Origin of the sequence: Tenacibaculum sp. 190524A05c (assembly GCF_964036595.1) — a bacterium.
Lineage (GTDB): Bacteria > Bacteroidota > Bacteroidia > Flavobacteriales > Flavobacteriaceae > Polaribacter > Polaribacter platacis.
The window spans coordinates 3,383,246-3,399,980 of record NZ_OZ038523.1; the positions used below are offsets into that span (position 1 = coordinate 3,383,246).

Consider the following 16,735-nt stretch of genomic DNA (forward strand, 5'->3'; position numbering starts at 1 on the left):
TAATTAATAATAATATGCTAGAAGAATTTTTAAGAAGTTTTCAAGTTTTAACAGAAGAGGAAATTTTAAAATTTAAAAGTCAAGCTCAATATAGAAAGATCTCCAAGGGTGATTTTTTTGCTCAAAGCGGTAAAGTGAGTAGAGAAGTTGGTTTCATTAATCATGGGATTTTAAGATCATTTTACTTGTCCTCTGCGGAAGAAGATGTAACCTATTGTTTCAGATTTACGGGTTCTTTTTGTTCTGCATATTCTTCATTTATCACAGGAAAACCTTCCATAGAAAGTTTACAAGCAATTACAGATGTTGAGGTTATGGTTTGGACTAAAGAACAATTAGTTCAGCTTGAAAAAGAAAGTCCAAACTGGACAATGTTATTGAAAATACTTACTGAATATGAGTACTTTGAACTAGAACGAAGAGTGTTTATGCTACAAAGAGAACCTGCGGAGAAAAAGTATTTAGATTTAATGGAACATCAACCAGAATTGATTAAAGAAATTCCACTGAATTATTTAGCATCTTACTTAGGAATTACACAAAGACACTTAAGTAGAATTAGGAAAACTGTTTATTAGACAAATGTCCTTTTTAGAAAAAGTCATTCGCTGTTACTTTGACATAAAAATAAACAGCAATGAATGTATTAATAATAAATGGTCATCCAGATAAAGAAAGTTTTAATAATGCACTTTCTGATTCTTATTATAACGGAGCTAAATTATCCACTACTCAAGTCGAAGTAATAAACCTAAGAGATCTTGAATTTAATCCTAGTTTACAGTATGGCTATAGAAAACGAACTGAATTAGAACCTGATTTAAAAATAGCTATAGAGAAAATAAAAAATGCAGATCATTTAGTTTGGGTTTTTCCAATCTGGTGGGGAGGAATGCCAGCAATACTAAAAGGTTTTATTGATAGGACTTTTTTACCAGGGATTACATTTGAAATAGAAGAAGGAAAACTTCTACCTAAAAAGTTACTCAAAGGAAAAACAGCACGGTTAATCATTACTTCAGATAGTCCAAGATGGTATTATAGATTGTTCATAAAAAGCCCTGTAATCAATCAATTTAAAAAGGCGATTTTGACTTTTTGTGGAGTAAAACCAACGAAAGTAATGTATATCGCAGTGGTTAAAAACTCAAACCCAAAACAAAGAGAAGAATGGCTTAAACGCGTATTTAGTTTAGGTAAAATGCTATCGTAACTTTTTTGATTAAAGTTTAGATGTTATTTTAGTACTAAGAGGTTTAGTTGATGAGTAAAAATAATCTATAAGTTTTCCTTGTTCATCAACTAAATACTTTTGAAAATTCCATTTCACTGTAGAGCTTGTCACTCCGTTTAATTTCTCGGAAGTAAGCCAAGTATAAAGTGGATGCTGTTTGTAGCCTTTTACCTTTATTTTTTCCGTCAATAAAAAAGTTACACCAAAATTAAGAGAACAAAATTCTTGGATATCGTTTTCATTTCCTGGTTCCTGATTTCTAAATTGATTACAAGGTAATCCGATAATTATTAATCGATCTTTATAAGCTTCACTTAACTCTTGTAATTCTTCGTACTGTTTTGTAAAACCACATTTTGATGCCACGTTAACAAATAATATCTTTTTGTTTTTAAAATCTGAAAGTGTAATAGGTTGGTTTCTAATATCATTTATTGAAATATCATAGATTGATCTTACATTTTTATTTGTTTCGACAGATGAAAATAGTTTGGCTTTACTAGTGATTTTCATGATTTAAAAATTTAGACCTACAAGATGGTGTTAACCTTTCTATAAATTTAATCATTCATTCACTACTTATTGCAGGTGGATAAGTTTTTCCATCTATTTTGAATTATTCTAATTTTTAGTTTTTTTGAACAAAACAATAATCATACTTATTGTTTTAATTAACAGGAACAAACAAAAAGATGTAGGTAGGAGTACTCCAAAAAAATCAGGTTCAATTGAAATTATGATATATAGGTTGTAGGTTATTACTAAAGAACATGCGAATAATAGAAGTATTAGTACAAAACGAATTATTTTAACATGAATTACTGAGTAAATAATTAAGAGTATAGCTGTCGATAAAAATAGTATTGTTGTACTTAAAATTTCAATATTGCTAGAACTGAAAAAATCTACTTTATGACCGGTTGCATATAACAGACCTATGGTAAATAAAACATATAAACAATAAAGTGTAGCAATTAAGATTGCGCTATTTTTAAAAGGTTTTGTTTCGTTTTTCACAATAATTTATTAGGATATCTTTTTAGAATTATGTAAAAATATGAAGTTTTAAGACATTACTTTTCTAAAGTTGTTCGCTTTTAAATCAATACCGTATTTTTGCACCAATGAAACCGCAGAAGAAAGACATACGTGCACTTACAAAAGAACAACTCCGTGATTTTTTTGTAGATAATGGAGATAAGGCATTTAGAGGAAATCAAGTTTATGAATGGTTGTGGCATAAAGCAGCACATTCTTTTGATGATATGACAAACATTTCTAAGTCAACAAGAGAAATGTTAGATGCTAATTTTGTAATCAATCATATTGAGGTTGATGCGATGCAACGTAGTAATGATGGGACAATTAAAAATGCAATTAAATTGCACGATGGCTTAATTGTAGAGTCGGTTTTAATTCCTACGGAGAAAAGAACTACAGCCTGTGTTTCTAGTCAAGTTGGTTGTAGTTTAGATTGTAAGTTTTGCGCAACAGCTCGTTTAAAAAGAATGAGAAATTTGAATGCAGATGAAATCTATGATCAAGTTGTTGCAATAGATAAACAAAGCAGATTATATCATAACCATAAACTAACTAATATTGTTTTTATGGGAATGGGAGAACCTTTGATGAATTATAATAACGTTATCAAAGCAATTGATAAAATAACTTCTCCTGAAGGATTAGGAATGTCTGCTAAACGAATTACGTTATCAACTTCAGGTGTGCCAAAAATGATCAAAAAAATGGCGGATGATGAGGTTAAGTTTAATCTTGCTGTTTCGTTACATTCCGCTCTTGATGATGTAAGAACTTCGATTATGCCTTTCAATAAAAACTTTCCTTTAACCGATCTTAAAGAGGCTTTAGAGTATTGGTATGAGAAAACAAAAAGAAAAATTACATATGAGTATGTAGTTTGGCAAGGAATAAATGATCGAAAAGAAGATATTGATGCTTTAGTAAGATTCTGTAAATACGTTCCGGCAAAAGTAAATTTAATCGAATATAATCCAATTGATGACGGAGAATTCCAGCAGGCTTCGGAAAGAGCTTTAAATAATTACATCTCTAATTTAGAAATGAATGATATCGTTGTTAACGTTCGTCGTTCAAGAGGAAAAGATATTGATGCAGCTTGTGGACAATTAGCTAATAAATCATAAATGAAACAAGAGTACGAAGTTATTGTTGTGGGAGCTGGACCAGGTGGTGGGCAATGTGCTAGAAATTTAGCAAAATTGGGTGTTGATGTTTTGTTAGTAGAAAGACATGAAAGTTTCTATGATAATAATTTTTCTAGTGCTGGAATGTCTTTGGAAGGATTCAAAGAATTTAATCTTCCAGAAGAGGTAATTGGCAGATATTGGAAAAATTTCACACTACAAACTTCAAATGAACTCGCAACTTGGAAAGGAGAAAACAATAAAGGCGTTGTTTTAGATTTTGCAAAATTCCGTCAATTTTTAGCGGATGATTGCGTAGCTAATGGTGGAGATGTTTTAATGGGCTATTCCTTTACTTTAAAAGAGATTAAAGAAGATGGAGTAATTGCTCATTTTAAAGATAAAAAAGGAAATAATCCACATGCTATAAAAGCAAAACTTTTAGTTGATGCCACAGGTTCTGCTAGGAAAGTTATTTATGATTCTAGAGATAATCAACCTAAAATGGACTTGAGTGCGGGTGTTGAATACATGATTAAAGTTGATGATGAGGTTTATAATACATTCAAGGACGATTTATTCTTTTTCTTAGGCGATAAATGGTGCTTTAAAGGATATTCATGGATTTTTCCAATGGATGATAATGTACTGAAAGTTGGAACTGCTAAAATGCTAATAAAAGAGGCTAACAAAGCATCTGAAACACTAAAACAAATTACAGAAAGAATTATTGCCGATTATATGAAGGCAAGTTCCTATGAAGTTATTGATATTCACGGAGGTTCTATCAGAACTACAAAAGACATGTCTGAAGACTTTTTTAATGATAAGGTAGTGGCAATAGGAGATTCTATATCAGCTATAAATCCACTAGGAGGTGAAGGAATACGATATGCGCTTAGAAGTGCAGATGATGTTACACCTCATGTTTTTAATTTTGTAAAAAACAATAAAAACACCTTTAAGAAGTATCGTAAAAACTGGAGAAGAAAATATGTGTTTACTTGGAAATTATGTTTCTTCCTAACGGAAACGGTATATCATAAATACTCAGATTCTCAGATAGATGAAAAAGTAAGAAAGTATAAAGGATTAGTGGATATAGATCAACTAGTTAATATTCTTTTCGAATTTAAATTCACAAATATGAACAAAAGATTATTCTCTTTTGTTTGGAGTAAAATCAAGGGTAAATTTCAGAAGAAAGTAGCGTAACTCTAATTTTTAACGAGTTTGGCTTTTTGAAAAACAGTTATTGGATATCCAAACACTTCTGGAATCTCTTTAGAAATACCACCTGTTTTTGTTTTGTTCTGTAATCGAGAAAATAAAATTTCAAACTCCAATTCGTTTCCATTCGAAAAGTTGATTCTAGTACTTAAAAAGTTACCTTGAACTTCAAAGAAGCTGTACAATACATTCAAGTTAAAAGCTGTTGGTAAAATTATGCCGTTATTTTCGTCAATTTCAAAAAGGCCTTTTTCTTTATCTTTTACAATCAAAGTATAGTTTCTAGGACTGTTATTGTACACTAATTTATAATCAAATTTATGAATAGAATCAGTTTTTAATAGATGAAGTTCCATCGGTATTTTTTGACTTCCTCTTTCGGTGGTAATGTTTAGTTCTCCTTTATAAATTCCTAAGAAATCATCTGGGAAAGTCTTAGTTACACTTTGAGCGGTAACTGTACTTAAAAGAAAAAAGCAAAATGCGAATACTATACTTTTCATACTATTTAAAGATTGTTAACGAATATAACTATTTTAATTAATTTCAGTACTTTTGAACTCTCACGGAGAAAGGAGAGCTTTAATGAAACCTGTTGAAGAAATAAAACTTCCCATAGCTAAAGAAATGGAGCTTTTTGAATCTAAATTCAAAGATTCAATGCTTTCCAAAGTTCCGCTATTAAACAGAATTACATATTACATCGTTCGAAGAAAAGGAAAACAAATGCGACCTATGTTTGTTTTTTTGGTGGCTAAAATGGTTTCCAATGGAGGATTCGATGAAAGAACATATAGAGGTGCTTCTGTGGTGGAATTAATTCATACGGCAACTTTAGTTCACGATGATGTTGTAGACGATAGTAATAGAAGAAGAGGATTCTTTTCTATTAATGCACTTTGGAAGAATAAGATTGCCGTTTTGGTGGGAGATTTTTTATTATCAAAAGGACTACTATTGTCTATTGATAATGAAGATTTCGATCTGTTGAAGTTAATTTCGATTGCAGTAAGAGAAATGAGTGAAGGAGAGCTATTGCAAATTGAAAAAGCTCGTAAATTAGATATCACCGAAGATGTATATTTTGAAATTATTCGTCAGAAAACAGCAACTTTAATTGCCGCTTGTTGTGGTATTGGAGCTGCCTCAGTTGGAGCAAGTAATGATACCGTGCAGCAAATGAGAAAATTTGGAGAGTACATTGGAATTGCTTTTCAAATAAAAGATGACTTGTTTGACTACACTGAAGATAAAATTGGTAAACCTACAGGAATAGACATTAAAGAGCAAAAAATGACTTTGCCTTTAATTTATACTTTGAATAATTGTTCTTCAGACAAGAAAAAATGGTTAATAAACTCAGTTAAAAACCATAACAAAAACAAGAAAAGAGTTAAAGAAGTAATTGCATTTGTGAAAGAGAGTGGAGGTTTAGAGTATACCATTGAAAAAATGCATAAGTATAAGAATAGAGCTCTTGCTATATTAGATAATTATCCTGAGTCAGAGTATAAAAAATCATTACTACAAATGATCGAGTATGTGGTGGAAAGAAAAATTTAAATTTTTCAGAAATTGCAATCTATCGAATAATTAATACCAATAATCTTAAAATTATTGCCAAAATCTTAAAAAATTAAGATGCTTAGATTTTCTTTTTTTATCTTTGTAATCTAAATGAAATCTGTTTTAACAAAAATATCATCATTCGTTTTAGCACTTTTAGTGTTGTTTTCTACGTTTTCTTTTACAGTAGCAAAACACTATTGTGGTGATTTTTTAGTTGGAGTTTCCTACTTTGGAGATGCAAAGAATTGTGCAGATGAATTAGGGGAAGATGACTGTGATAGTCCACAGGTTATTAAAAAGAAGAACTGCTGCAAAGACGAAGTAGAGAATATTGAAGGCCAAGATGATCTTAGAAATTCAATTGAAAAATTTGATCTTGAAAAGCAGAAGTTTGTAGTAGCCTATGTTTCTTCTTTACTGTATTTGTTTTCAGAAGAAGATAAAAAGGAGAAAGAATTTCTTCAATATTCCCCACCCAAACTCACTTACGATTTAAATATACTTCACGAAGTTTTTATCATATGATTTTTTATATCCTTTAAAGACGATTAACGTCAAAATAAAAGATGTAAAACATAAATCATATAACATACATGAAATTTAGAATAATCTTTTGTGCGCTCTTTATATGGAACGCTCAATTGATAGCTCAACAAACATTCAAGGGAATGATTATGGATAAGAGTAATCCAGAAGATAATCTTGGTGTATTTGGAGCTAACGTATATTGGTTGAATACCAAAGTAGGTACAACTACAAATGAAAACGGGTGGTTCGAAATCCCTTATAAAAAAGAATATAAAAAATTGGTAATAAGTTTTGTAGGGTATAAAACAGATACTGTTGAAGTAACTAGTTTAAAACCATTGCATCATTTTATTACGGAAGAAAATACTTTAGATGAAATTTCAATAGCGGCAAAAAAACAAGCTACTTCAAGATCTTTCTTACAAACTCAAAATGTATTTACCGTAAATAGTGAAGAGTTATTAAAAGCAGCTTGCTGTAATTTGGCAGAAAGTTTTGAAACTAATCCGTCTATCGATGTAAACTTCTCTGATGCACTAACGGGAACTCGACAAATCCAAATGTTGGGTTTAAATAGTCCTTATTTATTAATAGCTCAAGAGAATATCCCAATGGTTCGTGGTGCTTCGCAAGTATATGGATTAACTTTTACTCCAGGAACTTGGGTAGAAAGTATTCAAATAGGAAAAGGAGCCGGAAGTGTAGTCAACGGTTTCGAAAGTATTACCGGTCAAATTAATGCGGAACTAGTAAAGCCATCAACAGATAATAAGTTCTTTGTAAATGGTTATGGTAATTTAAATGGTCGTTTAGAACTAAATACACATTTTAATCAAAAGATTGATGAAAAATGGCAAACGGGATTATATGTTCATGGAAATTTAAGAAGTCAAAAGTTTGATAATAACAATGATAATTTTTTAGATACTCCACTTGCAGAGCAAATTAATGTTATGAATCGCTGGCAGTATGCAAATCAGGAAACAGGTTGGGTTAGTTTTTTAAACTTTAGATATTTAAATGATCGAAAGCAAACAGGAGAGCTTGGTTTTGATCCTGATATTAATAAAGGTTCTAATACTGTTTGGGGAAGCGAAATTAAAACGAAACGTTTTGATTTTTCTGGAAAGCTAGGTTATGTTTTCCCGGAATTACCTTTTCAAAGTATGGGGTTTCAGTTAGCATATAGTAACCACGATCAGGATTCTTACTTTGGTTTAAGAGATTATAATATTAAACATGAAAGTGTTTATGCGAATTATATTTTCAATTCAATAATCGGAGATACAAGAAACAAATTCAAAACAGGAATTAGTTTCACTTATGATGATTATGAAGAATTAGTGGAAACTACCACATTTGCAAGAGATGAAAATTCTTTAGGAGTTTTCTTTGAATATGCCTACGATAATTCTGAAAACTTTAGTTTAACTGCTGGGTTAAGATTAGATACGCATAATTTACTAGGAACGTTCGTTACTCCTAGATTGCATTTAAGATATGTTCCTTGGGAAAAAGGAGTGCTTAGAGCTTCAGTAGGAAGTGGAAAAAGAAGTGCAAGTGTCTTTGCTGAAAATCAACAATTATTTGCTTCGTCAAGACAGATTAATATTATCAATAGCGGAGGAAATATCTATGGTTTAGATCCTGAAAAAGCATGGAATTATGGAGTGTCTTTTTTACAAGGTTTCAGATTATTTGATCGAAAAGGTGATATAACTTTCGATTTTTATCAAACAAATTTTGAAAACCAAGTTGTTGTAGATTGGGAAAATCCACAACAAATATCTTTCTATAATTTAGATGGAAGCAGTATTGCAAACAGTTTTCAAGTTGAAACAAATTATTCTCCAATCGATAGATTAAATATTAGAACAGCTTATAAGTTCTTCGATGTTTCAACGGATTACCTTTCAGGGAACTTATCAAAACCAATTCAACCACAACATCGTTTATTTATGAATGCTTCATATGAAACAGCTAAAAATGATAATGGAGGTTTATGGAAATTTGATACAACCTATAATTTTATTGGTAAACAACGATTACCAAATACTTCAACAAATCCTGTTGAGTTTCAATTACCGGAATATTCTGCAGGATATAATTTGTTAAACGCTCAAATAACAAAAGTGTTTTCAAACAAGTTTGAAGTATATGTAGGAGGAGAGAATATAACAAACGTAAGACAAAGTAATCCTATATTAGGAAGCGATGATCCGTTTGGAGTGAATTTTGATAGTACAATTGTATATGCGCCAATTTTTGGAAGTGCGTACTATGCAGGTTTTAGATTTAAAATAGATTAACAACTCATATTATGAAAAAAATTATAGCAATTATCTGTTTAGTATTCGTAGCGTTTACTGGACAAGCACAAAAGAAGAAAAAAAATGCAAAGTTAACTTTAGAAGTTGATGGAGTTTGCATGATGTGTAAAAAGCGTATCGAAAAAGCTGCGTTAAACACTAAAGGAGTAAAATTTGCAAATTGGAATCTTAATAACCATCAATTAATGGTGATTATAGACGAACGTAAAACCAGTAAAAAAATGGTTTGCGAAAGTTTAGCAAAAGCAGGACACGATACTAAAGAAATAAAAGCGACTGAAGAAGCTTATGGAAAGTTAGATCCGTGTTGTAAATATAGAGATGAAGAAGTGGTGAAAAACCATCACTAAGAATAAAAAAACTCCCAACATTATTTGTTGGGAGTTTTTGTTTAATCAGTTTTTAAAATAACTTTCTGTGATATTAACTTCCCAGAAGAAGTAATACCTTCAAGGTATAGGTTAACTTTGTCCTCGGCTTGGATGGCTATTTTAATTTTCTTATTAGAAATACTAGGAATATGAGTATTTGGGTTCCAGTAAATGGCACCAAACTTTTTATACGTTTCGTTTACAAAAGAGGGATACTTAGGCGAGTAATATTCCTTTTCGGTGGCGAAACCAACGGGAACATTTACATGAACATATCGTGCGGATTTGGAAAAGTATTCATTTGGAGGTAATGTGAAAATATGAATTTGAGAACCCATTTGTGATGGGTCTCGTCCAAAGAATATTTCTTTTACTGTATCTAAATACATTCCTTCAATTAGCCAAGCATTATATGAAATATCATTTCCGTCTAAAAATAACCTTACAAGTGGTCTGTTGAAAGAACCTCTTGAACTTCCAGAATATCTATAAACACCTCCTGGAGAAATAGAAAGTGAGCCAAACTCATCATATCTAAAATTAAAGTTTTTATAAGTTAAATAATCAATAACAGTTTCACTAGCCGGAAATACTTGGTTTTGAATGTCAGCTTTTCTGAACATTGTAGCTGATCCGTAAACTTTAAAGTCTTCTTTTTCGTCTTTCTTATTAGCATTTATAATAACTTCGTCTAATTCTTCGTAATTGCTTTTTAATGGCTTAAAGTTTGATACTTCTAGCTCTATTTTTTTTAAGGCATATGTAAAGTCAAATTTTTCATTCATTTTAGCATTTGAAAAGGATAAGGAAGGAGCTATTTTTACTAGTTTCTCCTTGCTATACAGTCCAAAGTCAATTACGGAGTTTTTTTTGATTAACGTTTTTCTTAGAGTCCAAGGATTTTCATTAGGTTTTATAACTCTAACTATACCATTTTCTTTTGAATAAAATAAAATGGTTTCTTTTTTAGATAACTTTTGATTTATTTTTGCCGTTATATCTATGCCATTCTCAAACTTATACATTAGACTCCTAGGTTTGTTAAAAATAGTATTCCAATTATACTTACTCCAGCCTTGAGTGAGTAATAATAAGTCAAGATTTCTTAGTTGGTTTTTGTTAAAATTAGAAAAATAGCTCTCTGGTTTTTCAATATGCCCTTTTACATACGGTTTAAGTAAAAAAGTTGAAATTATATTGTTTTCCGGCTTATAAGCTTTTGTTTTTTGAGGTAAAAATGATGCACTAGCAAAGATTTTTTCGTTTAAATCGTTACTAAGATTTATTTCTAAAGAATCACTGCTAGTTTTTTGAGAATCTATATTTAATTTATGAAATAAATTGTCAGAATGGATATAGGTTAGCCTCTCAGAAATAGGTTTATTTTGATGGTTAAATAGAGTAACTATGTTTATTCCAGGTTCCAATGTTTTGTTTTCTATTAAAAGAACATAGTTTTTATTTTTTTTATTCAATTTGAAATAATAATCTCTGTAGCTCCTGGTATTATGAATTAGAACTCGATACTCTTTCTTATCAATGTTTTTTAAAGTATTTGAATTTGTGGTAATATTAATAACGAGTTTATCTGATTTATTAATTGTTTTTAATATTAATCCTTGTGATGAAGGTAATTGTGTTGTAGCTTTTATTTTAATTCCATTGTCCAAGTGAGCATAAAAGGTGTAGATTTGGTTTTCTTTAAAATAGAGTTGTACGCTATTCATTCCCATTTCATTAGTGTTAAATTGACGAATAGTTTTGCCTTCTTCATCCTTAATAACTCCTTTTTTTATTCTAATACCTTTGTTGTTTGCATCTTTTATTAATATACCAATTTTGTTAATTGAGTTCGCTAAAATATGCCCACTTTCTGGAAATAATTTAAATTCAAAAAAATCTTTTTCAGTATTAGATTTAGTATTGACTAGCTTGTTGTTTACAATATTGATTTTTTCGTAATAGGAATTATCCTCGTTGAAATTTTTCATCCATCTTGTTGAAGCTTTTAAGTAATATGTCTTATCAGTAAAAGTAGAATCTAAGAAAATGTTCCCATTTCCAACCCCTTTGTTTATGTGAATTAGTTGTTGATCCTTTAAAGTACCATCATCATGAAAAATGGAAACATATAAATTGGATGTTGTTGGGTGTAATTTCTGAGAGTTTTGTTCGAGTATATAAGCTTTAAACCAAATTTCTTCACCTAATAAAAAAGATGTTTTATTCAAATGTAAGAATGGAACTTCTCTAGTTTTTTCGAAATAGGTTGAATAAATACTATCGATTTTATTTTGAGCAAAAACAAAAGAGCATAGCATAGTAAGTACAATAGATAATTGTATTTTTTTCATAGCATATTTATTTGAGTTAATATCTATAAAAAATCAAAAATAATGCCAAAAGAGACTGTTTATCTAGTTGTAAATTCTATTTTCTGTGATATTAATTTCCCGGAAGAAGTAATACCTTCTATGTAAGTTGTAATATTTTTTTGACTTGAAATTGGTATGGTTATATTAGAAATTGTTTCTGAACCTAATTCAATATTAGGTTTCCAAAATATTGCTCCATATTGTTTAAATGTATCATTTGATAATGAAGGATATTTAGGTGAATAATATTCTTTTTCAGTCGCAAAACCAACCGGTATTTTAATTTTACTAGTAGAAGAGTTTTTACGGACCATCTCTATATTGGAATAAGTGAAAATAAAAAAAGCATAAGCAGGTTGACCTAGAACTACTCGCATATCGGTTCCATAATAAACACTTTTAACTTGATCTAAATATACTCCCTTTAAGAACCAAGGCTCGCGAGTTACATCTCTACCATTCAATTCTACTCTTGATATTGGTTTAAACGGTGGTGTTTTTGAGATTATGAATTCAATCAAATCCATTCCAGTGTGAGTTATGGTATTTTCCATGTCTATTTTTTTGTATACACCAATTTCTGGATCTTCTTTAACGTTTTTATCTTTTATTCCTTTGACTTCAACTTCATTTAAAGTTTCATATTCACCTTTCAAAGGTTTGAAATTTGAGGTTTCAAATTCATTTATAAAAACTTCGTTTGATACTTGTTCTTTATTTAACCTGTCCAATAAAGTACCTCCTGAAAATGATAGAGCAGGAGCAATTCTAGTGATTCTATCGTTTTTGTTCACTCCAAATTCAATAGTTGATTTTTTCTTTATAAAGCTATTTTTAAAAGTCCAAGGATTTTCGTTGTATTCAATAGTATGTACTAAATTATTTTCTTTTGAAAATAAAAGTATCGATTGTTTACTTGAAATTGAAGAATTGAATTTAGCTGTTAAATCGATTCCATTTTCGAAAGGAAAAATTGTTTTCGATGGGTTGTTAAAAATATTGTTCCATTTGTATTTACTCCAACCTTGAGTTAGAAGTAAGAGATCTAGTCTTCTTAGTTTGGAATCCTTTTTATGATCAAACAATGAGTGTACATCTTCTATTTTACCTTTTATGTAAGGCTTTAGAATAAAAGAGCTCATAATATTATTTTGAGGATTGTATGCTTTTGTTGTTGAAGGAAGAAAAGAAGCACTTGAGTAGATTATATCTTTGGTAGGATTAGTAAATGTTATCTTTAGTGAATCTGGAGAAACCTTTTTTACTATAGGTTTGAGTTCATGAAACAATTCCTCAGAATGTAAATAAGTTAATCTTTCTGTAATAGGTTGGTCTTCTTCATTAAAAACGGTCACAATATTAATCCCAGGAAAAAGCTCTTCTTTTGGAATTGGTAAGAAATAATTTTGTTTTGTTTGATCAAAAGAAAAGTAAAAGTTCCTAAATTTCCTTGTGTTATGAATCATAATACGATAGCGTTTCCCATGCAATTCGTGAACAGTGTTTTTATTGCTTATAACATGAAGTGCTACTTTATCTGAATTTTTATTTACAATATTTAATGTGATTCCTTTCGAATCTGGTTTAGGTGTGTAAGCGTTCAATTCTTTCCCGTTGGATAGAAGGATTGAAAAACGATAGATTTCATTTTCTTTTACAAAAAGCCGAACGCTGTTCATGCCTAATTCATTTGTAGTGAATTGTCTTATAATGTTGTCTTGTTGATCTCTAATAATTCCTTTCTCTATTTTAAGCCCTTTGTTATTCTTGTCTTTTATTAGAATTCCAATAGAGTTAATGGCATTTGCAATTAGATGTCCGCCTTCAGGAAATAGTTTGAATTCAAAAGCATTTTTTTCATTTTGTACAACTGAATATTTCTTATTGTTTTTAGATATGATCTTTATTTTTTGATAAAAAGCATTGTCTTCATTAAAGTTTTTCATCCATCTTGTCGATGCTTTGATGTGATAATGTTGTTCCGTGTAAGTTGAATCCAGTAATATACTACCATGTCCAAGTCCGTTTTTAATATGGATTAATTGCTGATCTTTTAACGTACCGTTATTATTAAAAATTGAAACATACAGATTTGATGTGGTTGTATGTAGTTTTAGAGAGTTTTGTTCTTGAACATAAGCATTAAACCAAATTTCTTCACCTAACAAGAAACTGGTTTTATTCAAATGTAGAAAGGGGACTTCTCTTGTGTTTTTGAAATAGTTTACATAGTTACTGTCTATTTTGCTCTGTGAAAAAATAAAAGAACTACTTAAAACTAATATGATCAATAATTTTTCTTTCATAAGCTGTTTTTTGAGTTACATATATTCTTAGTTTAATGATAATGTTACTTTTTTAGAAATAAGTTTTCCCGATTCTGTAATCCCTTCTATGTAAACATTCACTTTTTCTTGAAGATTTCCAGGAATCTGAACTGTTTCATTTAAATATGCATCAAGTTCTATATTGGGTTTCCAATACATACAACCAAATTTTTGATAAGTTTCATTTACAAACGAAGGATAAAGAGGGTTGTAATATTCTTTCTCTGTGGCAAATCCAACTGGTATTTTCACATGAGTAAATTCGGCTTTGCTATTGATGTATTCTGAAGGAGAAAGGCTAAATATGTATATTTCTTCTCCTAAAGTTCCAGGAATTCTTCCAAAGAAAATTTCTTTAACTGTATTTAAATATATCTGCTCCATTATCCAGAGTTGTTGTGAAATGTCTTCGCCATCTAAATATATTCGAAGTAGAGGACGACCATATCGATTTCCATTGTTCTCTTCTTGTTTAATAATTTTAGTTCCCTGATCGCCAAGACTTCTGAGAGCAGGTTGTTTAGTATAATGGTTCCAATATCCCTTTTCTTTTAAAAAATCGATAAAAGTGTCACCTGAAGCAATAATTCTATTTTTCATTTTTGCACTAGATAACATTGTTGCTGCTCCATATACCTTATCATGGTTTTCAGTTTTTCTCCTACGTTTGTTTGCAATTACCTCTACTTCGTCTAAACTTTCAAAATCACTTTTAAAGGGTTGGAAATTACTTACGCCAAGTTCAAAATTGTTTGTTGAATTTACTTTTGAAGTATCAAAAAAGTCAGATAATTTTCCTCCCTTATAAGATATTGCAGGTGCTATTTTGTAATAGTTGTCTTTAATATTTAAAGCGAATTTGAAAGTTGAGTTCTTCTTTACGAATGAGTTTTTTAAAACCCATGGTATTTCTGTAGGCGGAATAATTCTAACAAGATTATTATCAGATGAGGACATGACAATCGACTGTTTTGAGCTTAGTTTTTTATTAATTCTAGCTGTAATATCGATACCGTTTTCAAATTCATGAAATACTTTAGGAGGAGAGTTAAAAACAGTAGTCCAATTATATTTACTCCAACCTTGAATCAGAAGTAATAAATCAAGATCTCTTTTTTGGCCTTTATATGCTTTACCGAATAATAATTCAGGACTTTGAATGTGTCCTTTTATATAAGGCTTTAAAAGAAATGAAGAAATGATATTATCTTTTGGTTTATATGCTATTGTATTACTAGGTAGAAAAGAAGCGCTTAAAAACACTCTTTCTTTATCTGGGTTTGTGAATTTTACAGCAACTGAATCATTTTTCATGATTTTAGTATTGCTAACACTTACGTTTTGAAACAGTTTCTCGGATTTCACAAAAATTAAGCGTTCAGCTATGGGAGTATTTTCATCGTTAAAAATGGTAATGATATTTATTCCCGGAGTTAATTCGTCTTGTTTTAGAATAAGAGCATGGTTGTAATTATCTTCGTTAAAAGTAAATGGAAAGTTTCGATAACTTCGCGTATTATGAACAAGAATTCTATATTTTTTTCCTGCAATTGAACCTAAAGTACTTTTATTCGTAATGACGTTTACTGTTACTTCTTTGTCCTTTTTGTTATTTATGATTAAGGAGATTCCTTTAGTTTCAATGTTTGTAATTGAAGTTTTTATTTCAACGTCATTGGATAATATCGCATGAAACGAATAACTTTCTTTTTCCTTCAAGAATAACCGAACACTGTTCATCCCAAAATTGTTTGTGTTGAAATATCGCACCGTATTACCGTTTTTGTCTTTTATAATTCCTTTTTTAATTTTAACGCCTTCATTTTTATAGTCTTTTATAAGTATTCCGATATTATTTAAAGTGTTGGCAACAAAATGTCCTCCTTCGGGAAAGAGTTTGAATTCGAAATACTTCTTTTCAGAAATAATTTTCTTTTGATCTTTTGATTTGGAAGAAGCAATTCTAATTTTTTGATAGTACGCATTGTCTTCATTAAAGTTTTTCATCCATCTAGTAGAAGCTTTTAAATAGTAGTTTTTTCCAGTAAATGTTGAATCTAAAAGAATACTTCCATAACCAGTTCCTTCATTTACCATTACAAGTTGTTGAGATTTTAAAGTAGTATCCTCGTTAAAAATCGATACGTAGAGGTTTGTAGTTGTAGGATGCGGTTTTTGAGAGTTTTGTTCTTGGATATAGGCCTTAAACCAAATTTCTTCACCTTGAAGAAAACTTGTTTTATTTAAGTGCAAAAAAGGAACTTCTCTGGTGTTTTCAAAGTATTTGGTATATTTTTCATTGGTTAGTTTTTCTTGAGAAAATGAGTTGAATAGAACGAATAGGACTATCACTAAAAGGTAAAGTTTTTTCATATTAAATTTTTAATCGGTTAATCCTCTTAAAGATACCAAATAATTATGCTAGAATTATTTTGAATGAGTGAATGATACGTTTCAATGAGTGAATGAGAAACGCAAAAAAATAAAAAACAATCTTTAAAGATTGTTTTTAAGTTATAAAGAGAGTTATTACTCACTTTTTGTAAGCAGATAAATTTTGTTGGTTATATGCAAAGATTAGATGCTTATTAAACAAAAAAAATAAA

13 protein-coding genes are annotated in these 16,735 nt (G+C 29.9%); 8 read left to right on the plus strand and 5 right to left on the minus strand.

All coding sequences use genetic code 11. From position 1 onward, the window contains the following. Positions 1-14: 14 nt before the first annotated feature. Together ABNT61_RS15095 and ABNT61_RS15100 are read left to right on the plus strand one after the other, a co-directional pair. On the plus strand, positions 15-578 hold the full coding sequence (locus tag ABNT61_RS15095; RefSeq protein ID WP_348743817.1) for a Crp/Fnr family transcriptional regulator: 564 nt from the start codon (positions 15-17) through the stop codon (positions 576-578). Positions 579-637: 59 nt separating this feature from the next. Further along, a complete protein-coding gene (locus ABNT61_RS15100) occupies positions 638-1,213 on the plus strand; it encodes an NAD(P)H-dependent oxidoreductase (RefSeq protein ID WP_348743818.1) in 576 nt (191 codons plus the stop codon). 9 nt (positions 1,214-1,222) lie between these two features. Here the strand turns inward: ABNT61_RS15100 and ABNT61_RS15105 are convergent, their stop codons facing one another. Then, the gene (locus ABNT61_RS15105) at positions 1,223-1,747 is read right to left on the minus strand and encodes a glutathione peroxidase (protein ID WP_348743819.1); all 525 of its coding nucleotides are present in this window, start codon (positions 1,745-1,747) and stop codon (positions 1,223-1,225) included. A gap of 611 nt (positions 1,748-2,358) precedes the next feature. Here ABNT61_RS15105 and rlmN point away from each other — a divergent pair. Then, the gene (gene rlmN / locus ABNT61_RS15110) at positions 2,359-3,399 is read left to right on the plus strand and encodes a 23S rRNA (adenine(2503)-C(2))-methyltransferase RlmN (RefSeq protein WP_348722813.1); all 1,041 of its coding nucleotides are present in this window, start codon (positions 2,359-2,361) and stop codon (positions 3,397-3,399) included. Next, positions 3,400-4,614, plus strand: a complete 1,215-nt coding sequence (locus ABNT61_RS15115) for an NAD(P)/FAD-dependent oxidoreductase (RefSeq protein WP_348743820.1) — start codon at positions 3,400-3,402, stop codon at positions 4,612-4,614. A 2-nt stretch (positions 4,615-4,616) separates the two neighbouring features. Here the strand turns inward: ABNT61_RS15115 and ABNT61_RS15120 are convergent, their stop codons facing one another. Further along, entirely contained in the window at positions 4,617-5,132 is a 516-nt protein-coding gene (locus tag ABNT61_RS15120; protein WP_348743821.1) for a hypothetical protein, read from the minus strand. Between the two features lie 82 nt (positions 5,133-5,214). On the opposite strand from ABNT61_RS15120, the gene ABNT61_RS15125 reads away from it, so the two are divergent. The 4 genes from ABNT61_RS15125 (at position 5,215) to ABNT61_RS15140 (ending at position 9,406) form a co-directional block, all read left to right on the plus strand. Continuing rightward, the gene (locus ABNT61_RS15125; protein ID WP_348723434.1) at positions 5,215-6,192 is read left to right on the plus strand and encodes a polyprenyl synthetase family protein; all 978 of its coding nucleotides are present in this window, start codon (positions 5,215-5,217) and stop codon (positions 6,190-6,192) included. A 114-nt stretch (positions 6,193-6,306) separates the two neighbouring features. Continuing rightward, on the plus strand, positions 6,307-6,723 hold the full coding sequence (locus ABNT61_RS15130; protein WP_348709977.1) for an HYC_CC_PP family protein: 417 nt from the start codon (positions 6,307-6,309) through the stop codon (positions 6,721-6,723). A 68-nt stretch (positions 6,724-6,791) separates the two neighbouring features. Further along, complete coding sequence (locus tag ABNT61_RS15135; RefSeq protein WP_348743822.1) at positions 6,792-9,035, plus strand: TonB-dependent receptor; 2,244 nt, start codon at positions 6,792-6,794, stop codon at positions 9,033-9,035. 11 nt (positions 9,036-9,046) lie between these two features. Further along, positions 9,047-9,406 (plus strand): heavy-metal-associated domain-containing protein, encoded by a 360-nt coding sequence (locus ABNT61_RS15140; protein ID WP_348722808.1) that lies wholly within the window; start codon positions 9,047-9,049, stop codon positions 9,404-9,406. A 41-nt stretch (positions 9,407-9,447) separates the two neighbouring features. Here the strand turns inward: ABNT61_RS15140 and ABNT61_RS15145 are convergent, their stop codons facing one another. The 3 genes from ABNT61_RS15145 to ABNT61_RS15155 are packed head-to-tail and all read right to left on the minus strand — an operon-like array spanning position 9,448 to position 16,502. Further along, on the minus strand, positions 9,448-11,781 hold the full coding sequence (locus ABNT61_RS15145) for a hypothetical protein (RefSeq protein WP_348743823.1): 2,334 nt from the start codon (positions 11,779-11,781) through the stop codon (positions 9,448-9,450). A gap of 59 nt (positions 11,782-11,840) precedes the next feature. Beyond that, positions 11,841-14,108: a hypothetical protein gene (locus tag ABNT61_RS15150; protein WP_348743824.1), complete on the minus strand. Its 2,268-nt coding sequence runs from the start codon at positions 14,106-14,108 to the stop codon at positions 11,841-11,843. A 27-nt stretch (positions 14,109-14,135) separates the two neighbouring features. Further along, a complete protein-coding gene (locus ABNT61_RS15155; protein WP_348743825.1) occupies positions 14,136-16,502 on the minus strand; it encodes a hypothetical protein in 2,367 nt (788 codons plus the stop codon). Positions 16,503-16,735 lie beyond the last annotated feature (233 nt).